The organism is uncultured Bacteroides sp., assembly GCF_958445495.1.
Lineage (GTDB): Bacteria > Bacteroidota > Bacteroidia > Bacteroidales > Bacteroidaceae > Bacteroides.
Genome location: NZ_CAUCSQ010000061.1, coordinates 1 through 22,511, shown reverse-complemented (window position 1 = coordinate 22,511; position 22,511 = coordinate 1). Strand labels below are relative to the sequence as shown.

The window sequence follows — 22,511 nt, the reverse complement described above, 5'->3', positions numbered from 1 at the left end:
TGCAAAGAAAGCATTCTGTTTATCGCAAGGGAGGTATTCCGTTGATTGCAAAGAAGGCATTCTGTTTATCACGATGGATTATTCCATTATTTACAACTCCAGTCTCCTATATCCGTTTACTGGAAGCATCCGGTTATCCGAAACGCCTCTACCGCTATTTGTAACTTCACGCTTCACCTTCTTTTTTTACTGGAAACACCTGCCATTTACAACACCTGTTCTACCCTTCATCACGTCCCGTTCTTCCGGTAACCGTCCTGTCCTACTATGATAAAGCCTTTCCGCTTTTCCCGTCACAGTCTTTTCAAAGCCAATTTGATAACTTTTTCTACCGGAGCATCCGGTTCTTCTTTCAAAATAGCCAGAACAACTTTTTGCGAAGGCGCCGCAGCAAACCCCAGCATCGTTAAAGCGGCAACCGCCTCTTCCTGCACCTCGGCATTGGCAGGTCGCAGCAACATTCCGGCAGAAGCTCCTCCTCCCACGGCAACCGCCCCCATCGTTTTTATCTTATCCTTCAACTCCACAATAATACGTTGCGCCGTCTTCAATCCGATTCCTTTTACCGTCTTCAACAGATTCGCATTTTCAGCACTGATAACATTAACCAATTCCGCCGGAGAAAGAGCGGAAAGAATCATACGCGCCGTATTTCCCCCGATACCCGAAACAGAAATAAGCAGTAAAAATATTTCCCGTTCCTGCTTGTCGGCAAACCCGTACAAGACATAAGCATCTTCACGAATAGCCTCATAAATGTATAATTTGCAGACTTTCTTTCCCTGAATAGCCGAGTAAGTATTCAAAGATATATTGGCCGCATACCCTACGCCATTACAATCAATTACCGCGGTTGCCGGACTGAGTTCGGCAAGCTCGCCTCTAACATATTCTATCATAACGAGAACAAAGATAAAACAAATCCCGCATAGTTCGGAAAGATTTGCATGGATTCTGTACACAAAGAAGCAGGATAACGGTACAATATGAAAAAACATGGTTGGAGGATTTATGGCTGAAAGATAAACCTTACAACGGAAGGACAAACTTTACGAATGAAAGATAAACCTTGCAACAGGAAGACAGACTTTACGACTGGAAGATAAACCTTTAACGGGTGGAGGACGGCAACCAATCTCCCGCTACATCAGTCATTGCATCTGTTTCCATCCCCGCTACCCCTTGCAACCCGTCATATAAAAGCAAACTTTTCCATAGCCCTCCCCCTTATCTGGTGAAAAAATTAAAAAATAATAAAGGAATCGAACCAAAGTTAGTAGTAAAATGTTTACTTTTGCAGGCAAAATAAAGAAATTTGTTCACTAAAAACCAATAAAAGATGAAAAAAGTAAGAGCCGCCATCGTTGGTTATGGCAACATCGGTCATTATGTACTTGATGCGCTTCAAGCTGCACCGGATTTTGAGATAGCCGGAGTTGTCCGTCGTGCAGGAGCAGAGAACAAGCCGGAAGAATTGGCAAAATACGCAGTCGTAAAGGATATAAAAGAACTGGAAGGGGTAGAGGTCGCCATACTTTGCACTCCTACCCGCAGTGTTGAGAAATATGCAAAAGAATATCTGGCTATGGGAATCAATACGGTAGACAGTTTCGATATTCATACAGGTATCGTAGACTTACGCCGCACGCTGGATGCAACCGCCAAAGAACACAAGGCCGTATCCATCATTTCCGCAGGCTGGGACCCAGGAAGCGATTCCATCGTCCGCACCCTGCTTGAAGCCATCGCCCCGAAAGGAATCACTTACACCAACTTCGGTCCGGGAATGAGTATGGGACATACGGTAGCCGTGAAAGCTGTTGACGGAGTGAAAGCCGCCCTGTCTATGACTATCCCGACAGGAACAGGCATTCACCGCCGCATGGTATATATCGAACTGAAAGACGGATACAAATTTGAAGAAGTAGCCGCCGCCATCAAAGCAGACCCCTATTTCGTGAATGACGAAACACACGTGAAACTTGTTCCGAGCGTGGACGCACTGCTTGACATGGGACACGGCGTAAACCTGACCCGCAAAGGCGTATCGGGCAAAACCCAAAACCAACTGTTCGAATTCAACATGAAGATTAACAACCCCGCGCTGACTGCACAAGTCCTCGTTTGTGTGGCTCGCGCTGCTATGAAACAGCAACCGGGTTGCTACACGATGGTAGAAATTCCGGTAATCGACCTCCTTCCGGGTGAGCGTGAAGAATGGATAGGACATCTGGTATAAGCCATCAATAATTACCGGCATACCATTATATATAAACCGGTATAACATAGGAAAAAGGGCTGACGGGAAAGTCAGGATTATCATCGTTGATGATGTATCCCGATAACTTTCCGGTCAGCCTTTATTTTATACTTTCCATACCTTTCCAATTATTTCGGGCACTTTTTTTCCCAACTGTTCCGACAAACGAGTATTCTCAACCGTACCGATAAACGGGGCATTCTTCAACCACACCCATAAACGAATATTCTCAACCATTCCCATAAACGAGCATTCTTCAACCGTACAAATAAACAAACATTCTTCAAACATACCAATAAACGGGGCATTCTTCAACCGTACAAATAAACGGGCATTCTCCAACCATACAAATAAACAAGCATTCTTCAAACATACCAATAAACGAACATTCTCAACCATACCAATAAACAGGCATTCTTCAACCGTACCCATAAACAAGCATTCTTCAAACATATCTGCCTGAAAACACAAAAATTACATTACCTTTGCACGCATTACAAACCATAAAAAAGAGATTTTGAGAAATAAACGATATAGCAACGGAGAAGAACGGGCAAATACATTCAGCCACGGAGCGGGAATCCTGCTTGGAATCGTCGCAGGATATTTTTTGTTGAAGGAAGCCTCCACAAATACCGAGCCGCAGTGGGCAACCATCAGCGTGTCCGTCTACCTGGCAGGCATGCTTTCCTCCTATATCAGTTCCACATGGTATCACGGCAGCCGTCCGGGAAAATTGAAAGAACTGTTGCGGAAATTCGACCACGGAGCCATCTACCTCCACATTGCAGGAACCTACACACCTTTCACGCTGCTCGTCCTGAGAAACGCCGGCGGATGGGGATGGGGGATTTTCACCTTCGTCTGGCTATCCGCCCTCACAGGTTTCATCCTCAGCTTCAAAAAACTGAAAGAACACAGCCATCTCGAAACCTGCTGCTACGTAGCGATGGGAGCCAGCATCCTGATTGCCATGAAACCCCTAATGAGCCATCTGGCGTCAATACACGCCACGCCCGCTTTCTGGTGGCTGGTGGGAGGAGGAATCTCCTACATCGCAGGCGCAATATTCTATTCGCTGAGAAAACCCTACATGCATGCCGTTTTCCACCTGTTCTGCCTGGGAGGAAGCATCGGACATATCGTCGCTATCCGGATGATTCTGTAACGACAGAGACAGATACAAAAAAAGGCTATCTATCCCAGACAGCCAATCTTCTATTAACCTTAAATCTAATACTATGAAAAACACAGTGCAAAGATACGGAGTTTCCGCATTTCTCCAAATTTCCGAGGCAAACCGAAGCAATTTATAACACGGTTTAATAGAACAGACCAGTTTGTTAACATTCAGATTTGTTAGGTTAAAAATTAACGAAGCCTTATTTGAAAAGGCAATAAAGGAAAAACCGCAGGAACCACAGCAAACATGCCTTTTACCAATCATGACATCGAAACCAGCACGAAAGAATAAGAACCTGGCCCGGAAAAGCAAGTCCCCTCCCATAAAACCGTCCCGTCTATTTTTTAACATTTCACACTTCCTTACACATTCCCTACTTTTGTCTCCCGATTTAAGGAATAGACTATTCTATGCGTGTTCATTCCCGCTACTATCTTCTTTTCTTTATTTCAAATGACATATTGTATAAAAAAACAAGATAGTATGAAAACAACTGATTCGCCGTTGCATTCCTGCAACATGCAATTTTCTTTTTCTTTTTTCAACAACCTATGGAGCAAAGACTCCACCGTCATCACCCTTCATGAGCTTTACCAGCAGGAGACAAGCTCTCTATGGAAGTCCAAAACCGAATCGTACCGAAAGCTGAAAGGCTGTCCCGGCCGGGAGAACGATGCCAAAAAGACCAAAGGGTCGATGCCCGCCGTCGTCATCGAAGGTATCTGCCGCCCCCATTGCAGCCATGCAGCCGCCAACCTGGAAAAGATGAACGGTCTCGCCATGTACGACCTGGACCATTGCGACCAGCGGACTTCCGAAATCAAAACCCTTCTCTGCCGCCTCCCCTACGTCACCTACATGCATAAAAGCATTTCCGGCGAAGGGTTGAAAGTCATCGTCTATCTGGACGTCAACACCCCCGGAGAATATCCCCTGGCCTATGCCATCTGCCGGCAAACACTGGAACGTATCGCCGGACATCCCTGTGACGGCCAGTGCGCCCGCATCACCCAACCCTGCTCCTGCGTATGGGACCCCGATGCCTATTACAATCCCGCTCCCGAACTGTACCCCTGGCGAGAAGAGCTGGCAACAGACCCTTCTCTAAGACAACTCGTCAATGCCCCCTTCAATGCAGGCAATGCTGCTGTCAACACAGATAGCATTCCTTTCGACGCTGATAACGCTCCTTTCAATGAAGGCAATACAACCGCCAACACTGGTGATGTTTCCTCCAACGCCAATAATGCCTCCTTCCAAAAAGACAATACGGCCGCTAATGCCGGTAATGCTTCCTCCAACACCGGTAATGCTCCTTTCAACACCGGCAATGCTCCCTCCAACACCGGTAACGGCAGATTCTCCCCCATTCCGCCCCCTACCGAAGCCTACGGATACATCGAAACATTCATCCACACCTTTTTCCAGTACCACCCTTGGCAAAAAGGAAACCGGCACGAGTCCATGCTCGCCCTGGGAAGAAGCGCACGCCGTAAAGGATTTTCCAAAGAAGAACTAGAAAAATTAACATCTGTTATGTCAGCCCAAATCGTGGGAAACGGCTACACCCTCCAGGAACTTCAAAAAGATTTATCTGCTGGTTATCAATACGTTAACCTATCATACAACCTGCAGAACGCAGCCAATCCGCTGACACGGCTGACAACTGACACTTCTGCGCCCGTTTCCAGGGAAAATCTCCCGGAAGAAGAAGAGGATTTGTCCATAAAAAATGAAGAGATACGCGGCTCCTCTCCCTACATTCCCGAAGGAATCTTCTCCCATCTGCCCAACTTCCTGACAGAGGCTTTACGCCCCGCCCGCAACAAGCGCGAACAAGACATCCTGCTCCTGGGCATACTCATCAACCTGAGCGGTTGCCTGCCGAAGGTACGCATCATCTTCGACCAGCGTCCTTTCAGCCCGCACCTCTATCTGCTGGTGATTGCCCCGCCCGCTTCGGGGAAAGGACTTCTCAGCCTGGCGGGAATGCTGCCGGAAGGTATCAACAACTATCTAAAAGAAGAAAACAAACGTAAAAAAGAAGCTTATGAACACGAACTAAGAATCTGGGAAGAAAATCATCGCCAATATTCGGGAAAAGGATATTCGAGAAAAGGACAATATCCCCCGAAAAGACAATCTTCCGGGAAAGAGCAACATTCGGAAAACGGGCAATATCTCGGAAACGAGCAATATACGGAGAAAGACCAATACACAGGAAACGAACAGCAACCGGGCAAAGACCAATATTCAGGAAACGAACAGCAACCGGACAAAGACCAATACACAGGAAACGAACGGCAACCGGACAAAGACCAATACTCACGAAACGGGCAGCAACCGGGCAAAGACCGGTATTCAGGAAACAGATGGCAACCAGCCCAAGGAGAACAACCCGTGAATCCGTCATCCGACTCCATGCCCGAAGAGCCTGAATACCATTACCTCTGCGGCGCTCCCAACACCTCGAAAAACCAGATTATCAACCGCTTGAAAATCAATGCCGACCTTGGGCTCATCATCAACGCCACCGAACTGGATATGATTTCCGGCGCGATGAAGCAGGATTACGGAAAACACGACGACGTATTCCGGGCCGCCTTCCAACACGAACCGGCAGCCACGGACTACAAGACCGACAGGCAAATCATCTGCGCCGAGACTCCCCGCCTGGCACTTTGCCTGTCCGGCACTCCCAACCAGCTTCCGGCTTTCATCCGTTCCACGGACAACGGGCTTTACGGCCGTTTCCTCATCTATACGTGTGCGGCACAGTGGAAATACCGTTCGGCAGCCCCTATCAAAGGGCAGGAAGATTACATCACCCTCTACAAAAGGCTGAACCGGCAGGTACTGGACATGTTCCTATTTTTCCGCGAGTCACCCACAGAAGTCAAGCTGACCGACCGCCAATGGAAAGAGCATACGTCCTACTTCGACCTCCTGCTCAACGAAGTCACCAGCGAACAGGCCAACGCTCCAGGCGACATCGTACTCCGCGCCTCACTGATGGCTGTCCGCATAGCCGCCATCCTCACATCCGTACGCAAGTTCGAAAGCGGCATACAGATGAATGAATACACCTGTACGGACGAAGATTTCCACACGGCGATGCAGATAGTACATGCCACCGTCACCCACAGCCTGCTGCTCTCCTCTTCGCTACTGAAAGACGAGATAAAGCCCAAACCGTTAAAACTATATTTCCAGATTCGCTCCGTCATCAACGAGCTGCCCGCCACTTTTACTTACAAAGAGGTCAAGGACAAAGCACTGACAAAAGGGATTTGCGAAAGAAGCACATGCAGATATCTGAAAAGATTCACAGAGCTTAATTACCTTGAAAATCAAGGAGGTGTGTATAAGAAGATAAAAAAAATCACTGATAAACAAGCGTAAAGTGTCAGTTGGCAGCAATGACAGCGGAATATACCGGTGAGAACAGTATAAATATCGAACAAAAAATGAAATGAAAATATCGTCTGTGGAACGAAAGGAATATCGGTAAAACAGATAGAATACCATCTGCAGAACGAAAAGAATATCTATAAAACAGAAAACAAGTACCTGACTTATAGCAGTCAAGTAGTAGAACCAGTAAAGTGAAGTACGGCAACCGGACCAACCAAGTACAGACTCAAGCCAAAAGATGTACTGAAAGACGAAGGGAGAAGTACTTCATTTTTTACTTCCCGTTATTTCCCGTTTTCCTCAAGGCTCCCCCAGATACCTGACTATCTGTTCCACCTCCTGACGCAGGAAACGATGCCGGCGCAAATTGTATCCGACAGCCGCCAATGCCTGTACCAACGGGCTGCACTGATTAATCCACCGCGTCAGCGTTTTCATCGCCGTCTCTTCCGAACGGCCGGGGCAGTAGAGCAATGCCAGTTCAACCTTGTCATAAGCCCTTAATTCAAAATTTTTCTCTTCTTTCATTATATCCATTACTGTTATTTATCGGCATTATACAATGATATAAAGATAGTTATTTTCTGTCTAACTGTCAAATAAAGAGATAGAATATTCAAATAAATAAAAACAAATATGGAAATTAATGCCATATCCCCGATAATTATCAGTATCTTTACAGAAACAAAACAAAAATAATGGAAATCCAAAACGAAAAATTCAGTTACGCCACTCTACTTCAACAAGTCAAATCAAGAGTACTGCTCGCCCAAAAAAAGGCTATTTATACAGCTAACGAAGAAATGCTCCTTATGTATTGGGACATCGGCAAACTGCTATCCGAAAGCCAGAAGCAAATAGGTTGGGGAAATAATGCGTTGGAACAGCTAGCCAATGATTTGAAGAATGATTATCCCAAAATGAAAGGTTTCTCCGTGAGAAACTGCCAATTCATGATACAGTTCTATAAAGAATACAACCAGCAACTTACAAATACGAAACGGGCCGTTTCGTATTTGAACGATAGCGAAACGACATTACCGGTCAGTAAACTAAACTGGTCGCATAATATAGTCCTAATGCAACGCACAAAAGACATCAAAGCCCGTTATTGGTACATGATTCAATGCATAAAGAACGGATGGAGCAGAGATTTTCTTGTTGAAGCAATCAAGTTGGATTATTATAATGTCCACGGAGCATTAGCCAACAATTTCGATACTACCCTCCCCGAAATACAAGCTAAACAGGTAAAAGAAACCCTGAAAGACCCTTATATTTTCGACATGCTCACTTTCACCGAGGAATATGACGAAAGGGATATAGAAGCCGGGCTGATTAAACACATCGAGAAATTCCTTGTCCGGATGGGTGCAGGTTTCGCTTTTATGGGCAGACAATATCACATTGAAGTTTCAGGGAAAGATTTCTATATCGACATTCTGATGTACAACCCATTCATGCACAGATACCTGGTTGTCGAACTGAAAAGAGGGGAATTCCAGCCAGAATACATCGGGAAACTGAATTTCTACTGTTCGGCTGTGGACGATACGCTTTGCAGGGAAGGAGACAACCCGACAATCGGATTACTGCTCTGCCAAAACAAAGACCGGATAATGGCAGAATACGCCTTACGGGACGTAAACAAACCGATAGGAATCTCGGACTACGAACTGGGACAAATGCTGCCGAAAGAAATTAAATCCAGTCTCCCCAGCATTGAAGAACTGGAAGACAAGTTAAGCAAAGAGTTGCTGGAAAGCAACGATAAAGAATAAAGACAAAGATTAAGAATAAAAAAACAAAGTACAGAGTCTCACATATTTTCCAGTCCCAAGCCTTCAAAGGCTATAATTCATTCCCTGATGCAAGTACGGTCATAAAAACCGTTCCGTATCAGGGGATTTTTTTATGTATGCCTGACGGGAGGGATAAGTTCTGCACACCCTCCCGATACAGACATTATCCGACAAAAAAAGACATTGCCGGACATCTGCGGACAAATACGGACATCGCCCTTTCCCATTGCCGTATCTTCGTAATGTCATAAGCAAGGAACCACTTATGACGGAACAAATCAATAATCCTGGATTATCATTCAAAATCAGCGTTTTTAGATTGAGTATTTAAAGATTAGTGTTTAGAAATCAGTGTTCAAAGGTTTTCGTCAGCCTTCCAGCAAAAAGATAACCGTTTAAGGAACAATTATTTAAAGACTAGGATTTTAAAAACTCATTTTTAAGGATTGCCGGCTAAAGAGTGCCGTTTTAGGATTGCCGATTAAAATTATTGTAAAACAATTATCATTAAAAAAGGAATTATGGCAAAAGTATTTTCATTCACCAGCGTGCTTCGCAAAAACATGCTGGACAAGGAAAAGCCGGATATGTATTACGCCCTTGCCAAGTCGAGCGGCGAGATAGATATCGACGAGATGGCGGAACGCATCCAGCGTTCGAGTACCGTGAACTGGGCAGACGTGGTCTGTGTATTGCGTGCGCTCCAGACGGAAATGATAGAAAGTTTCAAGAAAGCCGAAATTGTCCGCCTCGGCGACCTTGGCTCATTCTATGTCACCCTCCGGAGTTCGGGAGCGTTCATTCCCAAAGATGTGAAAGAAGGATTGATTAAAGGCGCCCGTGTCCGGTTCCGCCCCGGCAAGGAAATCAAGAATGCACTGAAAACGCTGGAATACAGCAAGTACAAACCCGAAGGCAGCGAGGCTGACAAGAACGGTACGGACAAACCGGCAGAAACTCCCGACCCGAATCCGGGCGGCGATAACGGCGAAGCCCCGGACCCGTCGCTATAACCCGGCGGGCATACAGGTAACGGACAATCAACAAGCTCCATGATGAGAAAGATTGACTTAATCGTGATTCATTGTTCCGCCACGCGGGAGGACAAAACGCTCACACCGGACGACCTGGATTTACAGCACCGGCGCCGCGGATTCAACGGGACAGGTTATCACTATTACATCCGCAAGGACGGAACGGTTCATCTCACCCGGCCGATTGAGCGTATCGGGGCGCATGTGAAAGGTTTCAACGCCTGCTCGATAGGTATCTGTTACGAAGGCGGACTGGACTATCGGGGACGCCCGTCAGACACCCGCACCCCCGAACAACGGGCAATGCTACGGCTTCTGGTGAAACAACTGATGGAGAAATTTCCCGGCAGCCGGGTATGCGGTCACCGGGACTTGTCACCCGACAGGAACGGAAACGGAGAAATTGAACCGGAAGAGTGGATTAAAGCGTGCCCCTGCTTCGAGGTGAAAGAGGAATTTTCAGGTAAAAAGAAATCTTCAGGCAAAGAGCAAGCTTCAGGAGAAGAACAAATCCCAAGTGAAGAAGGACTTCCCCTCAAAAAAGGGCTTTCTGAAGAATAAGAATTATCGGCCGGGATAAAGTTGTTTCAACCACTTTTTTAAGGAAAAGTTTTCATAAAAAAAGTTCCTCAAAAAGGTTCTACGAAAAAGTTCCCCGGAAAAGATTCTCCGGAAGAAAAGTTTTCAGGAAAATAAATTTCAAGAAATGATTAAACCATTTAAAGAGTCGGAAAGGAGGTGTGTAAAGTTATGGCAATGAGAAAATCCCTTTGGGATATGATTCTGAAAGTAGTCATCGCAGTGGCTTCGGCAGTAGCAGGCGTATTAGGAGCTAATGCAATGAACCTGTAAGGAAAGCGAGATAGTAAGAAATGAAAACGGCATGGAAATGAGCATACTCCTGCATTTGTATGCCGTTTCATTATTTAAAACAACTATCAATGACAAACCGATAACAAACCATATTCCAATTTTCATGAAAGGCTGCTGAAACCGATAAAGAAATCAAGTAAAAGACCGGCTGACTAGGCGTTAACGAACCGACTGATAAAACAATTGACAAAGCGGTTAATTAAACTGCCGACAGGCCTGATTGATTCGATTATTAACAAAAAACAAGCCATCAAACCACTGACAAGCTGGATTGATTAAACTATCAAAAAAACAAGCCATCAAGCCGCTGACAAACCGGATTGATTAAACTATCAACAAAAAACAAGCCATCAAGCCGCTGACAAGCCGGACTGATTAAACTATCAACAAAAAACAAGCCATCAAGCCACCGACAAGCCGGATTGATTAAACTATCAACAAAAAACAAGCCATCAAGCCACCGACAAGCCGGATTGATTAAACTATCAACAAAAAAACAAGCCATCAAATAACCGGATAACTATTTGAAAATCAACAAAAAGCAATTAAGACCAATTAATAAACTAACAAAAACGGACTTAAAAACATCCGTTTTTCAAAACAATCAAACGAAAATATGAAAAGAAAAAACAGTTTTTTGGTAAATGTCCCTTGGCGGATATATGCCCTACTTTGCCTACTGGGCATTTTCTCATACATACCGAAAGTGTCTGCCCAAGACTTCAACCCGATTTACAACAACGTCGGCAAAGCCCCCTCTTTCTATCCGGTATCCCCGAAAGCCACTACCCTGTTCAAAAGAATGCCGGAAGGAATGGACTACGCCCGCAGTAGAGCTGGTATCCGTATCCTCCTCTATGAAATGAAAACGGCATCATTCACCCTGCCCATCGCCCTGAGGTACACCACAGGCGGCATCCGTGCGACAGACGTGAACAGGACAACAGACATGAACGGCGCGACAGGCGGGAACAGGACGACAGGCGGAAACAGGACGACAGACATGAACAGTACAACAGACGGGAACAGTACAACAGACGGGAACAATGCGACAGACATGAACGGTACGACAGAGGTAAACAGTGCGACAGACGTGAAAAATGCGACAGACGCGAACAGTGCAACAGACATGAACAGTACAACAGACATGAACGGCGTGACAGACGTGAACAGGGTGACAGACGTAAACAGGGTGACAGACGTAAACAGCGCGACAGACGTGAACAGGACGACAGACGTGAACAGAGCGACAGACGTGAACAGGACGACAAACGTGAACAGGACGACAAACGTGAACAGGACGACAGCCACCGGCTGGAAGTCGGAAACCAAACCGATGATTACCTGTAAAATCCGCGGCGAACCCGACAAATGCCATTTCCCGGCAAGCAAGACGGAAATAGAAAAAAATCAGAGTTTTTCTGTGCGAAGGTAACCCTAGGCAATACGGATATATGCGGGAACATAGGAATACACTAAATTTGCAACTGATTTACTTGAAGAGTTTTACCCGAAGACTATTTGATAAAAACAGGAAATTAAGAAGTTGCTTTCGGAAGAAGATTTCAGATTCGTAACACAAAACGGAAAATCCGATATTGCACAGTCCGTAACCCTTTAAATCCGAAATGGGAATGATGTCTTAATACAAATACGTATCAGACAAAAGAACAGGCGGACGGAAAGCGAAACGCCTTCGTCCGCCTGTTCTTTTTCTCTTTCCTAATCTTAATCCATCTCCCGGATTTTCCGAAGCTGTTCTTCTTTCAAAGCTTTGTACTTTTCCGAATGCGGATTAATTTTAGTGATTCGCCCGCAGGCTACTCCCAAGAGTTTCTCGTCTTTTTGCTGATTCCGGAGTTCCAGCATCTCCGCCGGGGTAATCTTCCCTGCATGAGACGGGGATTTCTTCTTGAACATCCGATACTTGTCCGTACCTTTAAGCTGGTGGACAAGCTGCTTTTTAATCCTCCTGAGGACCTGCCGTTCGGTTATCGAATAAGGAATGCCCGTTGACCGGCACTCAAACAGGATAAAGAACTGCGTCAAATACTCTTCCAATTGTTGCAAACAGGAAGTGCGGGCAACAACACTGAAAGGTTTCCGCTCCGGCAGCACGAACCTGAAATGACCGCACTTCAAGCCGGACACGCTTTCTTGCGTTCCGGCAGGCATGGACTTGTCCTGCAACTGGAAAGTTATCAACTTGACAACCCGGACAAGGGTTTTCTGTTCCTGAACCAGATAAGGTTCATTCACCTCACGATTATAAAAACCATAAAAACTGTCTAACATCTGTTCCAGGTCTCTCAAACCATACAGACGGACACGCGACACGGGAATAAGTGAAACCGTCACTTGCTCTTTTAGTTCATCCATATTCTAATATGTTTTAAATTCAATATTATATACACATAAACTGTCGCTTATACATACCGGGAGCCGATTCCTATATTCTTTTTAAACAATTAATCCACGGAGAAACCAAACACTTTATGCAAAATTATTTCTTAAAAGTTTTCCGTTTTGGAAAACTTTCTGTATCAGCGAGAAAGAAAAGTTTCCCGAAATTTAATGTTAAAAGCGAACCGGGGTATCGGAATATCTCCTATCTTTGTATCCGTTTTCGGAGCTAAAAGAGGTTTAGTCAATGAGGGAACGCTGTGCAAATCGGCGACAGTACCCGCTGCTGTAATTCTCTGTGAATCCGCACGATATGCCACTGCGCCGGATGGTGTGGGAAGGTGTTGCGGGGGAGGGATAAGTCAGAAGACCTGCCGGAATCGAATGAACCATATTATTAATGTCTAACACTTTCGGGAGTTAAAGTTATGAACTACGCGGAAATTTGTATCATCAAACGGGATGGTAAAAGAGAGGACTTCTCTATCAGCAAAATCAAGAATGCAATCAGCAAGGCATTCAGTGCAACGGGTATTGAGGATGAACAGCAATTGATTGCCGACATCACCATGAATGTTATCAGCCAATTCGCAACCCCTACGATTACGGTAGAGGAGATTCAGGATTTGGTGGAAAAGGAATTGATGAAGGTACGGCCGGAAGTTGCCAAGAAGTATATCATCTACCGCGAATGGCGGAATACGGAACGGGACAAGAAAACCCAGATGAAGCATGTGATGGACGGCATCGTGGCTATCGACAAGAATGACGTGAACTTGAGCAACGCCAACATGAGCAGCCATACTCCCGCCGGACAGATGATGACTTTCGCTTCGGAGGTGACGAAGGATTATACTTATAAATATTTGCTGCCCAAGCGTTTCGCAGAGGCACACCAGATGGGAGATATCCATATCCATGACTTGGATTATTACCCGACCAAGACGACGACTTGCATCCAGTATGACATGGATGATTTGTTTGAACGCGGTTTCCGCACCAAAAACGGGAGTATCCGCACGCCGCAGAGCATACAGAGCTATGCGACGCTGGCTACCATCATTTTCCAGACGAACCAGAACGAGCAGCACGGGGGACAGGCGATTCCCGCTTTCGATTTCTTCATGGCAAAAGGGGTCGCCAAATCATTCCGCAAGCATCTGGCGTCGTTCATCAACTTTTACGTGGCGATGGAGAACGGGACGCAGGCGGACGAGAAGGCTATCCGCACGTTAATCAAGGAATATCTTCCGTCTATCAAATCCGGCGAGCGGGAACGGGAGACGTTGCGCATCGCCCTGATAGCCCTTCAAATCAACATCGACAAGGAGCATCTGGCACGCATCATCGATAAGGCGTACCAGCAGACACAGAAAGATACGCATCAGGCGATGGAGGGTTTTATCCATAACTTGAACACGATGCACTCACGCGGGGGCAACCAGGTGGTGTTCAGCTCTATCAATTACGGTACGGACACTTCCGCCGAGGGACGCATGGTTATCGAGGAGCTGTTGAAGGCTACGATTGAGGGCTTGGGGACACGCGGCGAGGTTCCTGTGTTCCCGATTCAGATATTCAAGGTGAAAGACGGGGTTTCTTATTCGGAGAAAGATTTCGAAAAGGCGATGAAGACGGATAATTTCGAGGAGGCGATGAAGGCTACGTATGAGGCTCCCAACTTTGACTTGCTGCTGAAAGCCTGCCAGACGACTTCGAAGGCTCTTTTCCCGAACTTCATGTTTCTGGATACGCCTTTCAACAAGAATGAGAAGTGGAAAGCGGATGACCCGAAACGTTATGTTTACGAGTTGGCGACGATGGGTTGCCGCACGCGCGTATTCGAGAATGTGGCGGGCGAGAAATCTTCCCTGGGACGCGGCAATCTTTCGTTTACGACGTTGAACATGCCGCGCCTGGCTATCGAAGCGCGTATCAAGGCGGAGAGCCTCATCGAGGATGAACGCAAGAAGGACGCCATCGAGCTGAAAGCGAAGGAGATTTTCCTGGAATCCGTACGGAATATGGCTGTTTTGGTTGCCGACCAGCTTTACGAGCGTTATCAGTACCAGCGCACTGCCCTGGCGCGCCAGTTCCCTTTCATGATGGGCAACGACGTGTGGAAAGGCGGGGGCGCGCTGAACCCGAACGAACAAGTGGGCGACGTGCTCCGCAGCGGTACGCTGGGCATCGGGTTTATCGGCGGGCACAATGCGATGGTCGCTCTTTACGGGGAGGGTCACGGGCATTGCCAGAAGGCCTGGGACACGCTGTATGAGGCTGTCATGGAGATGAACAAGGTGGTGGACGAATACAAGGCGAAATATAACTTGAATTACTCGGTGCTGGCTACTCCCGCCGAAGGGCTTTCAGGACGTTTCACCAAAATGGACCGCCGCAAATTCGGCAAGATTCCGGGGGTGACGGACAGGGATTATTATGTCAATTCTTTCCATGTGGATGTGAAAGAGCCTATCGGCATCGTCGAGAAAATCAAGAGGGAGGCTCCTTTCCACGCCATCACGCGCGGCGGGCATATCACGTATGTGGAACTCGACGGGGAGGCTCAGAAGAATGTACGTGCCATCGCAAAAATCGTGAAGGTGATGCATGACGAGGGCATCGGATACGGTTCTATCAATCATCCGGTGGATACGTGTCACAGTTGCGGCTACAAAGGAGTTATCTTTGACAAATGCCCCGTATGCCAGGGTGAGAATATTCTCCGCATGCGCCGTATCACCGGTTATCTGACGGGCGACCTGAGTTCCTGGAATTCTGCCAAGCGGGCAGAAGAGAAAGACCGTGTGAAACATCTGTAAACAGCCGGGAGCTAATCGATGGCATTGCATTTATTGGGGACGTATCCCGAAACGATTGTGGACGGCGAGGGTATCCGGTATTCGATTTATCTTGCCGGATGCTCGCACCATTGTCCCGGTTGCCACAACCCGGAGAGCTGGAATCCGGACGCGGGCGAGGTGCTGACGGAGGAGAAAATAGAGTCTGTTATCCGGGAAATCAAGGCGAACCCGTTGCTGGACGGGGTTACTTTTTCCGGCGGGGACCCTTTTTACAACCCGGAGGCATTTCTGCCTCTTGTCAGAAGGATAAAGGAGGAGACGGGAATGAATATATGGTGCTACACGGGTTATACGTATGAAGAAATCCTGAAACAGGCCCGTTTGAGCGCAATTCTTGCTTATGTGGACGTGCTGGTGGACGGACGTTTCGACCAATCGCTCTTTTCTCCTTACCTGGAGTTCCGGGGAAGTAGCAACCAGCGGATTCTGAAACTGAGGTGACTGTTTGTTTCCCGTATGGGAAGGCCGGCATTGCTTTCACGCGGGTGCAGCCGGACGATGCGGATGCGCTAAAAAAACTTATTTTTCAAAGAAAACAAAAACACGTCGGGACGGGTTTTGTTTACCTTTACGGACTGATTGCTTTTTTTACAGGAGGGCGTACTTGCCTGATTGGTGAAAATGCCCTTAAACCAACTCTTGAAGAATCGTTTTTATGATGAAACAAACTGCCGTCCCTGCCGCCCAGACGAACGTGCCCGACGGATTACCGATGCCCCGGCGTATCTGGGCGGTGGTGTCCGTCGGGTTCGCTCTTTGCATGTCGGTATTGGATATTAACATTATCAATATCGTACTCCCTACCCTTTCGCATGATTTCGGCACTTCGCCTGCCGCGACGACGTGGATTATCAACGGGTATCAATTGGCGATTGTCGTCTCTTTGTTGTCTTTTTCCGCTTTGGGGGAGATTATCGGATACCGGAAGGTGTTTCTTTCGGGCATCGGCCTGTTTTGCGTCACTTCGCTGGTCTGTGCCTTGTCCGACTCGTTCTGGACGCTGACCGTAGCGCGTATCTTCCAGGGATTCAGCGCATCGGCAATCACGAGCGTGAATACTGCGCAACTGCGGTATATTTATCCGAAAAGCCAACTGGGACGGGGCATGGGGATTAACGCTATGGTGGTGGCGATTTCCGCAGCCGCCGGTCCTTCGGTGGCCAGCGGTATCTTGTCTGTTGCCAGTTGGCATTGGCTGTTCGCCATCAATGTGCCTTTGGGGATTACCGCACTGGCACTGGGCTTGAAGCATCTGCCCAGGCAGGAGGAACACAGCAAGCGGAAATTCGATGTTATCAGCGCCATAGCCAACGCGGTTACTTTCGGGCTGCTGATTTATACGCTGGACGGGTTTGCCCATCATGAGAAGATGGATTTCCTGTTTGTCCAGCTTATCGTGCTGGCGGTGGCGGGGACTTACTATGTCCGCCGGCAGCTTGCCCAGACTACGCCGCTGTTGCCTCTCGACTTATTGCGGATACCGATTTTCCGGCTGTCTATCCTGACTTCCATCTGTTCGTTTATCGCCCAGATGTCTGCGATGGTGGCGTTGCCGTTTTTCCTCCAGAATACGTTAGGGCACAGCGAGGTGATGACGGGGCTTTTGCTGACTCCGTGGCCGCTGGCTACGTTGGTGACGGCTCCGCTGGCGGGGTATCTCGTGGAGCGTATTCATCCCGGAATATTGGGGAGCGTGGGCATGGTCTTGTTTGCCGCGGGCTTGTTCTCTCTTTCTTCTCTGACTGCCGAATCTTCGGAAATCAGCATTATCCTGCGTCTGATGCTTTGCGGTGCGGGGTTCGGTTTGTTCCAGACGCCGAACAACAGCACGATTATTTCTTCCGCCCCGCCGCAACGTTCGGGAGGGGCGAGCGGCATGCTGGGGATGGCACGCCTGCTGGGACAGACTTCCGGAACGACTCTTGTCGCACTGCTTTTCAGCTTCATCGCTCCCGCCAGAAGCACTGCCGCCTGTCTGATAGCCGGGAGTTGCTTTGCCGCCGTTGCCGCCATCGTGAGCAGTTTGCGCCTGTCACAGCCTTCCGCCTTGAACAGGAAAACGGAATGACGGCTGTATAAGGGATAAGGGAGGCTTGATGCCGCTTACGGGTAACCGCATGGGGGGATGTCCGGAAAGCCGGCTTTTCAAGTCAGAAGTTTACAGCCTGCATGCCTGTCAAGGAACGACAAGGGGCTACCCGATTCTGAACCGTGCTCCCGGAGTTTTATGCCTGACTCCCGGAGGCTGTTCATTTTTCGGATAACCCCTGTCGGAAACAAATCCGGTTTCCGTGGTTCTTTGTTTATCAATATTCGGTTTCCCGGATTACTTCTACCAACCGGCGGAAGTCTTCCGGATGGACGTCGCCGATATTTCCGATACGGAAGGTATCTGCCTTCGATATCTTGCCCGGATAAATGACGAATCCCTTGCTCTTCAATGCCTGATAGAATGTCTTGAAGTCAAAGTCTTTATGCGGGTAAAGGAAGGAGGTGATGATGGGCGACTGGATGTCGTCGTCAAGCAATGTCCGGAATCCGAGCGAGCGCATGCCGTCTACCAGGACCTGGTGGTTTTCACAGTAGCGCTTGTAGCGGGCTTCGACGCCTCCTTCTTCATTCAGCTCGGACAACGCTTGCTTGAAGGCGCGGACAACATGGGTGGGGGAAGTGAAACGCCATTTTCCATTTCCTTTTTCCATCGTTTCCCACTGGTCGTAGATGTCCAGGGAAAGGGAACGGGCTACGCCTTTGCAACGCATCAGTTCTGAACGGCGGGCTATGATGAATCCGAATCCCGGTACGCCCTGGATGCATTTGTTGGAACTGCTAATCAGGAAGTCGATGCCTAACTCGCTTACGTCTAACGGAATGCCTCCGAAACTGCTCATGCAGTCTACGATGAGTTTTTTACCGTGCATCTTGACGATGTGGGACAGTTCTTTGATGGGGTTCAGGATGCCGGTGGTTGTCTCGCAATGGACAAAGGCGACGTGGGTGACATCGGAATTGTTGCTCAGGTAGTCGTCCAGGTATTCTACGGAGACTTGTTCTGTCTCTTCAAATGCCAGCATGTCATAGTCGAGGTGGTAATATTCGGCGATGTTGCCCATACGGTCGCCATAGGCTCCGTTGCTGCAAATCAGGAGTTTGTCTCTCTGGGTAATGGTGGCGCCTATCACGGCTTCCACGCAATATGTGCCGCTTCCCTGCAGGAGCACGGAAGTATAGTCTCCGGTATTGCTTGTGGCGATATTTACCAGTTCTTTACGCAATTCCTGGACAATGCCGAGATTGTAGTCTTCGTCCCAAGTGCACCAGTCGGTCATCATGGTTTCTTTTACTGTATCTGAAGTGGTGAGTGGTCCGGGAGTTAATAATAAATAGGGTTTCATGACAATATCTTCTTTTTTTAGTTGAATAATAATATTACGGGTTGAATAAGGGGTTATTGATTTTCGGAATTTATCTTTTCAATCAGTGCGGGCAGCTCTTCCATCGTACGTATCACGTAGGAGGCGCCTGCCGCCAGCATTCTTTCTCTGACTGCGCCGATGCGCGCTTCCAGCTCGGAGGCGGGCATCGCTTTGGTCTCCGCTTCCGTCAGCCCCATTTCGTTGCTGCCGAGAACGACGCCTACGCTGCATACTTTGGCATTGACGCCTTCTTTTATATCGGCAATCGTATCTCCTACTTTTATAACTGAGTCGAGGCTGGGAACGCCCAGTTTCGTCATATTCTCGAATATCATGTAGGGTGCGGGACGGCCTGCCGGAAGCGAATCCGAGGTTGCGCAATAGTCTGTGCGGTATCCTTTTTCACCGGCTGCCGGAATGACGATGTCCATCATTTTACGGGTGTATCCGGTGGTCGAACCGATTTTGATGCCTGCGGCACGTAACTTTTCTACGGTAGGGACTACGCCCGGTATCGGTTCGGAGTATTCTTTCAACGTGGCAAACAGGATTTGCTGAAATGCCTCATAACGTTCCTGCACGTCATTCTCATTGTACGGGCGCCCATACTTGCTCTGGAATTCATTGCTCACACGTTCTAAATTAAATAACGCGCGGATTTCTTCTACTTTCGTCAATCCCATGTAAGCGCGTGTCTCAGCCGGCGTCACCGGAACGCCTATCGCTTGAAAACTCTCTACAAAGGCGGCAACGGGGGCGAAACATCCGTAATCGACCACTGTGCCTGCCCAATCAAAAATTACACATTCAATCTTTTTCATTCTTGTTCCTATATAAATTGTTTATTTATAATTTCATTTTCACGTTCCGATTCTGTCCTGCCCTTGCCTTCAACAGGAGGAGGCGAGGGAGGGTACAGGGCAGGCGGACTCTCCGTTGCCGCGTACCGCCGGTTGTTTTCCTTTCCGGTAGCGTTGTATCAGGTATATCAGAGAAACGGTAAAGGCGAAGCAACAGACAATGCCTACCGTGCCTGCCATCGTATTGTAAAATTCCAGCCAGTTCAAATCCGGATTGAAGCATTCTTTGAAAACCAGTACCAGCACCGTACCTGTATAGCCGATGGAATCGACCATCGCGATGAAGAATCCGACATTTCCCTTAATCCGGAAACAGGCGATGAACCGGTCGAAGAAGATGGTCTGGAAACTCAGGTAGGAGAAATAGAGGCAGAGGCTCTGGATGAACAGCCACACCAGCGGGGAGAGCTGCAGGGTGTGGTAGTTGAGGGCTACGAAGCTGAGGGTCACCGCTCCTGCAATCACGAGCGCCAGCAGGGTTGAAAGTACTTTGATATGGCTTTTCACCAGGGCTAGCGTGGCAAAGACCGCCAGGATGATGAGGGTTACTACGCCGTCTACCTTGGCAAATACCCAGGAGGAGAGCCCGGCGGCATTTACATCAATGATTTTCACCAGGAAGTCTTCTTTGACGTCTTGCAACACGGTCAGGAAGAGGTTGGCAAAGAAAAGCAGTGTCAGCACGGGGGCGAAGCTGCGGAACAGTTCCCACCGCTGTTGTTTGTCCAGCGTCACCCGTTCGACACGCTGTGCCTTGTCTTCGGCAGTGGGCTTGGGAAGATGGTCGAGAATGTATCCCAGTCCTGCCAACAGGGGCAAAGCGACTGCACCAATCAATGCGGGCATCCAGAATTCACTGACGCCCAGTGTATTGACTACATAGAGCCCGATGGACTTGGCTGTCCCGCTGCTGACGGCGATGCTCAGACCGAAAAGGGAAGCGAGCAGGTCTGTCACCCGGCGGCCTTCGAGAAAGCTGAAAATCACGCCCCACATGCATCCTAACGAGAGTCCGTTGAAGAACAACGCCAGCACGTTAAACGGGCGGGGAAGGCATCCGAAAAGAACTAAAGAGAGTTCGGCAACCCCTATGGAGACAAGAATGAATTTCAGGCGGCCTTCTCTCTTCAGTTCGGAAATGAGTTTTATCCCGATAAACTTGGATACCATATATCCGAATATCTGGATGATACTTGTCGCTATCTTATAATCCATGCCGAACAGCTCCATCCCGTCAAACGTGGCGGCGGTGAAGGGCTTGCGGAGCGCATATACTAATGAGTAGGACAGCAATGCCGCTCCTCCCGCATAGAGGATGAAGATTAAATCGGACAGTTTTTTCTGAACTGAAGGCGACAGTTTTTCTTTGAAATCCATATAACATCGTTTTTTGTTTCCGCCGCAAAAGTAGGGCACACCGGCGGGGAAAAAAATGAATTTCAATAAATCATATCGTATATTTACGTCTTTGGAGGCGCTGAAATATTAATGTAATATTCATGCAACAAAATCATAATACTTTAGTCATTCCTTTGCAACGGAATTCAATTGGTAACTTCTAAAATCATGGATGAACTTACGGAAATCTACAAGAGAATCGAGTACTTGCGTAACAACGGAGTGAAAATGAAAGAGATTGCCGACCGGGTGGACATGGCGCCAAGCGTGTTGTCGGCATTGTACTCCAGCGTGCTGCCCGCGTACATCGACTTACTGAAAACCCACACGCAGGAGGAGGCTCTGGACGATGCTCTGGCGCTGGTGAACAATGTCTCGAAGAAACGCTTGCTGAACAATGTAAGCTCGATGAAGCTGCTTCTCTCGGAAATGGAACCGGAGCAGCAGAATGAAACGGAGAACGGGAACCCGTTTATCAGGTTGCTCGGAAAGAGGATGAAGGAGTCTGTGCAGGATGTGTTCAATTACAGCGGCACTTACCTTAGTTACAGTCTTTCTTCTTCTACGGACAGTCTGAAAATCGAACCTTATCTTATCGGGGCTTCCGACAATAACGAATATGTAAAGGTCGGCATGATTAATGCATATAAATCCGTACACTGGGGAGGGGGAATCATCAGCAATCACCAGAATTCGTACTTGATGTTCAACGAACGGGACTCGCCGCAATTCGCCTTGGTTACGATTTACCTGCAATTGCCGCACTATGAATTTCCAAACATGCTGAAGGGGCTATATCTCTGTCTGGACTACAACCATAATCCCATTGCACGCCGCATCGTATTTGTCAAACAGTCGGACAGCACGGACCTGAACCGGTTTCTGGAGATGGAGGGGAAACTGGTCCCGAAAGCGGAACTGACACCGGAACTGGAGGCGTATTATAATTATAACGTGAGTTCGACGAATTGTAAGTACTTGAAAATTTGGTGATTAGCGAAAAT

At 47.8% G+C, this 22,511-nt stretch carries 20 protein-coding genes and 1 riboswitch; of the genes, 12 read left to right on the top strand and 8 right to left on the bottom strand.

What is annotated here, in order from left to right; translation table 11 throughout:
- Positions 1 to 293: 293 nt before the first annotated feature.
- Positions 294 to 899: a Holliday junction branch migration protein RuvA gene (gene ruvA / locus Q5076_RS15680; protein WP_303014544.1), complete on the bottom strand. Its 606-nt coding sequence runs from the start codon at positions 897 to 899 to the stop codon at positions 294 to 296.
- Positions 900 to 1,339: 440 nt separating this feature from the next.
- On the opposite strand from ruvA, the gene Q5076_RS15675 reads away from it, so the two are divergent.
- Positions 1,340 to 2,239 (top strand): diaminopimelate dehydrogenase, encoded by a 900-nt coding sequence (locus Q5076_RS15675; protein ID WP_303014543.1) that lies wholly within the window; start codon positions 1,340 to 1,342, stop codon positions 2,237 to 2,239.
- 126 nt (positions 2,240 to 2,365) lie between these two features.
- Here Q5076_RS15675 and Q5076_RS15670 read toward each other — a convergent pair whose 3' ends face one another.
- Complete coding sequence (locus Q5076_RS15670; RefSeq protein WP_303014542.1) at positions 2,366 to 2,692, bottom strand: hypothetical protein; 327 nt, start codon at positions 2,690 to 2,692, stop codon at positions 2,366 to 2,368.
- Between the two features lie 85 nt (positions 2,693 to 2,777).
- Between Q5076_RS15670 and Q5076_RS15665 the strand changes: the two genes are divergently transcribed.
- Together Q5076_RS15665 and Q5076_RS15660 are read left to right on the top strand one after the other, a co-directional pair.
- Positions 2,778 to 3,428 (top strand): hemolysin III family protein, encoded by a 651-nt coding sequence (locus tag Q5076_RS15665; RefSeq protein WP_303014541.1) that lies wholly within the window; start codon positions 2,778 to 2,780, stop codon positions 3,426 to 3,428.
- Positions 3,429 to 3,926: 498 nt separating this feature from the next.
- On the top strand, positions 3,927 to 6,845 hold the full coding sequence (locus Q5076_RS15660) for a DUF3987 domain-containing protein (protein WP_303014540.1): 2,919 nt from the start codon (positions 3,927 to 3,929) through the stop codon (positions 6,843 to 6,845).
- A 312-nt stretch (positions 6,846 to 7,157) separates the two neighbouring features.
- On the opposite strand, the gene Q5076_RS15655 is transcribed toward Q5076_RS15660, so the two are convergent.
- Positions 7,158 to 7,394, bottom strand: coding sequence for a DUF4248 domain-containing protein (locus Q5076_RS15655; protein WP_368389386.1), 237 nt, complete (start codon positions 7,392 to 7,394; stop codon positions 7,158 to 7,160).
- Between the two features lie 161 nt (positions 7,395 to 7,555).
- On the opposite strand from Q5076_RS15655, the gene Q5076_RS15650 reads away from it, so the two are divergent.
- From Q5076_RS15650 to Q5076_RS15635, 4 genes are all read left to right on the top strand, one after another.
- Complete coding sequence (locus Q5076_RS15650; RefSeq protein ID WP_303014538.1) at positions 7,556 to 8,638, top strand: YhcG family protein; 1,083 nt, start codon at positions 7,556 to 7,558, stop codon at positions 8,636 to 8,638.
- A gap of 542 nt (positions 8,639 to 9,180) precedes the next feature.
- Positions 9,181 to 9,672, top strand: a complete 492-nt coding sequence (locus Q5076_RS15645; RefSeq protein ID WP_303014537.1) for an HU family DNA-binding protein — start codon at positions 9,181 to 9,183, stop codon at positions 9,670 to 9,672.
- 42 nt (positions 9,673 to 9,714) lie between these two features.
- A complete protein-coding gene (locus tag Q5076_RS15640) occupies positions 9,715 to 10,254 on the top strand; it encodes an N-acetylmuramoyl-L-alanine amidase (protein WP_368389387.1) in 540 nt (179 codons plus the stop codon).
- 195 nt (positions 10,255 to 10,449) lie between these two features.
- On the top strand, positions 10,450 to 10,545 hold the full coding sequence (locus Q5076_RS15635) for a smalltalk protein (RefSeq protein ID WP_303014535.1): 96 nt from the start codon (positions 10,450 to 10,452) through the stop codon (positions 10,543 to 10,545).
- 304 nt (positions 10,546 to 10,849) lie between these two features.
- Here the strand turns inward: Q5076_RS15635 and Q5076_RS15630 are convergent, their stop codons facing one another.
- Positions 10,850 to 11,071, bottom strand: coding sequence for a hypothetical protein (locus tag Q5076_RS15630; protein WP_303014534.1), 222 nt, complete (start codon positions 11,069 to 11,071; stop codon positions 10,850 to 10,852).
- A gap of 111 nt (positions 11,072 to 11,182) precedes the next feature.
- Between Q5076_RS15630 and Q5076_RS15625 the strand changes: the two genes are divergently transcribed.
- Positions 11,183 to 12,001 carry a hypothetical protein gene (locus Q5076_RS15625; RefSeq protein ID WP_303014533.1) on the top strand — a complete coding sequence of 273 codons (819 nt, stop codon included), beginning with the start codon at positions 11,183 to 11,185 and terminating at the stop codon, positions 11,999 to 12,001.
- A gap of 293 nt (positions 12,002 to 12,294) precedes the next feature.
- Here the strand turns inward: Q5076_RS15625 and Q5076_RS15620 are convergent, their stop codons facing one another.
- Complete coding sequence (locus Q5076_RS15620) at positions 12,295 to 12,945, bottom strand: hypothetical protein (protein WP_303014532.1); 651 nt, start codon at positions 12,943 to 12,945, stop codon at positions 12,295 to 12,297.
- A 231-nt stretch (positions 12,946 to 13,176) separates the two neighbouring features.
- Positions 13,177 to 13,363: riboswitch (cobalamin riboswitch) on the top strand.
- Between the two features lie 34 nt (positions 13,364 to 13,397).
- Here Q5076_RS15620 and Q5076_RS15615 point away from each other — a divergent pair.
- The 3 genes from Q5076_RS15615 (at position 13,398) to Q5076_RS15605 (ending at position 17,901) form a co-directional block, all read left to right on the top strand.
- Positions 13,398 to 15,791 carry an anaerobic ribonucleoside triphosphate reductase gene (locus Q5076_RS15615; protein ID WP_303014531.1) on the top strand — a complete coding sequence of 798 codons (2,394 nt, stop codon included), beginning with the start codon at positions 13,398 to 13,400 and terminating at the stop codon, positions 15,789 to 15,791.
- A gap of 24 nt (positions 15,792 to 15,815) precedes the next feature.
- Entirely contained in the window at positions 15,816 to 16,274 is a 459-nt protein-coding gene (gene nrdG, locus Q5076_RS15610) for an anaerobic ribonucleoside-triphosphate reductase activating protein (protein WP_303014547.1), read from the top strand.
- A gap of 217 nt (positions 16,275 to 16,491) precedes the next feature.
- Entirely contained in the window at positions 16,492 to 17,901 is a 1,410-nt protein-coding gene (locus tag Q5076_RS15605; protein WP_303014545.1) for an MFS transporter, read from the top strand.
- A 238-nt stretch (positions 17,902 to 18,139) separates the two neighbouring features.
- Here the strand turns inward: Q5076_RS15605 and Q5076_RS15600 are convergent, their stop codons facing one another.
- The 3 genes from Q5076_RS15600 to Q5076_RS15590 all read right to left on the bottom strand — a co-directional run bounded on the left by Q5076_RS15600 (position 18,140) and on the right by Q5076_RS15590 (position 21,486).
- Positions 18,140 to 19,228 (bottom strand): 2-aminoethylphosphonate--pyruvate transaminase, encoded by a 1,089-nt coding sequence (locus Q5076_RS15600; protein ID WP_303014530.1) that lies wholly within the window; start codon positions 19,226 to 19,228, stop codon positions 18,140 to 18,142.
- A gap of 53 nt (positions 19,229 to 19,281) precedes the next feature.
- A complete protein-coding gene (gene phnX, locus Q5076_RS15595) occupies positions 19,282 to 20,070 on the bottom strand; it encodes a phosphonoacetaldehyde hydrolase (protein ID WP_303014529.1) in 789 nt (262 codons plus the stop codon).
- A 69-nt stretch (positions 20,071 to 20,139) separates the two neighbouring features.
- The gene (locus Q5076_RS15590; RefSeq protein WP_303014528.1) at positions 20,140 to 21,486 is read right to left on the bottom strand and encodes a DUF5690 family protein; all 1,347 of its coding nucleotides are present in this window, start codon (positions 21,484 to 21,486) and stop codon (positions 20,140 to 20,142) included.
- 189 nt (positions 21,487 to 21,675) lie between these two features.
- Here Q5076_RS15590 and Q5076_RS15585 point away from each other — a divergent pair, with 189 nt between their 5' ends.
- A complete protein-coding gene (locus tag Q5076_RS15585) occupies positions 21,676 to 22,500 on the top strand; it encodes a hypothetical protein (RefSeq protein ID WP_303014527.1) in 825 nt (274 codons plus the stop codon).
- The last annotated feature ends 11 nt before the right edge of the window (positions 22,501 to 22,511 follow it).

What these genes read in the sequence shown, in the direction of transcription:
- Q5076_RS15615 (WP_303014531.1), top strand. Translation starts at nt 13,398, where the DNA reads ATGAACTACGCGGAAATTTGTATCATCAAACGGGATGGTAAAAGAGAG.
- Q5076_RS15620 (WP_303014532.1), bottom strand. Translation starts at nt 12,945, where the DNA reads ATGGATGAACTAAAAGAGCAAGTGACGGTTTCACTTATTCCCGTGTCG.
- Q5076_RS15625 (WP_303014533.1), top strand. Translation starts at nt 11,183, where the DNA reads ATGAAAAGAAAAAACAGTTTTTTGGTAAATGTCCCTTGGCGGATATAT.
- Q5076_RS15645 (WP_303014537.1), top strand. Translation starts at nt 9,181, where the DNA reads ATGGCAAAAGTATTTTCATTCACCAGCGTGCTTCGCAAAAACATGCTG.
- Q5076_RS15635 (WP_303014535.1), top strand. Translation starts at nt 10,450, where the DNA reads ATGAGAAAATCCCTTTGGGATATGATTCTGAAAGTAGTCATCGCAGTG.
- phnX (WP_303014529.1), bottom strand. Translation starts at nt 20,070, where the DNA reads ATGAAAAAGATTGAATGTGTAATTTTTGATTGGGCAGGCACAGTGGTC.
- Q5076_RS15655 (WP_368389386.1), bottom strand. Translation starts at nt 7,394, where the DNA reads ATGGATATAATGAAAGAAGAGAAAAATTTTGAATTAAGGGCTTATGAC.
- Q5076_RS15600 (WP_303014530.1), bottom strand. Translation starts at nt 19,228, where the DNA reads ATGAAACCCTATTTATTATTAACTCCCGGACCACTCACCACTTCAGAT.
- Q5076_RS15660 (WP_303014540.1), top strand. Translation starts at nt 3,927, where the DNA reads ATGAAAACAACTGATTCGCCGTTGCATTCCTGCAACATGCAATTTTCT.
- Q5076_RS15585 (WP_303014527.1), top strand. Translation starts at nt 21,676, where the DNA reads ATGGATGAACTTACGGAAATCTACAAGAGAATCGAGTACTTGCGTAAC.
- ruvA (WP_303014544.1), bottom strand. Translation starts at nt 899, where the DNA reads ATGATAGAATATGTTAGAGGCGAGCTTGCCGAACTCAGTCCGGCAACC.
- Q5076_RS15590 (WP_303014528.1), bottom strand. Translation starts at nt 21,486, where the DNA reads ATGGATTTCAAAGAAAAACTGTCGCCTTCAGTTCAGAAAAAACTGTCC.
- Q5076_RS15640 (WP_368389387.1), top strand. Translation starts at nt 9,715, where the DNA reads ATGAGAAAGATTGACTTAATCGTGATTCATTGTTCCGCCACGCGGGAG.
- Q5076_RS15675 (WP_303014543.1), top strand. Translation starts at nt 1,340, where the DNA reads ATGAAAAAAGTAAGAGCCGCCATCGTTGGTTATGGCAACATCGGTCAT.
- Q5076_RS15605 (WP_303014545.1), top strand. Translation starts at nt 16,492, where the DNA reads ATGAAACAAACTGCCGTCCCTGCCGCCCAGACGAACGTGCCCGACGGA.
- Q5076_RS15670 (WP_303014542.1), bottom strand. Translation starts at nt 2,692, where the DNA reads ATGGGTACGGTTGAAGAATGCCTGTTTATTGGTATGGTTGAGAATGTT.
- Q5076_RS15630 (WP_303014534.1), bottom strand. Translation starts at nt 11,071, where the DNA reads ATGGCTTGTTTTTTTGTTGATAGTTTAATCAATCCGGCTTGTCGGTGG.
- Q5076_RS15650 (WP_303014538.1), top strand. Translation starts at nt 7,556, where the DNA reads ATGGAAATCCAAAACGAAAAATTCAGTTACGCCACTCTACTTCAACAA.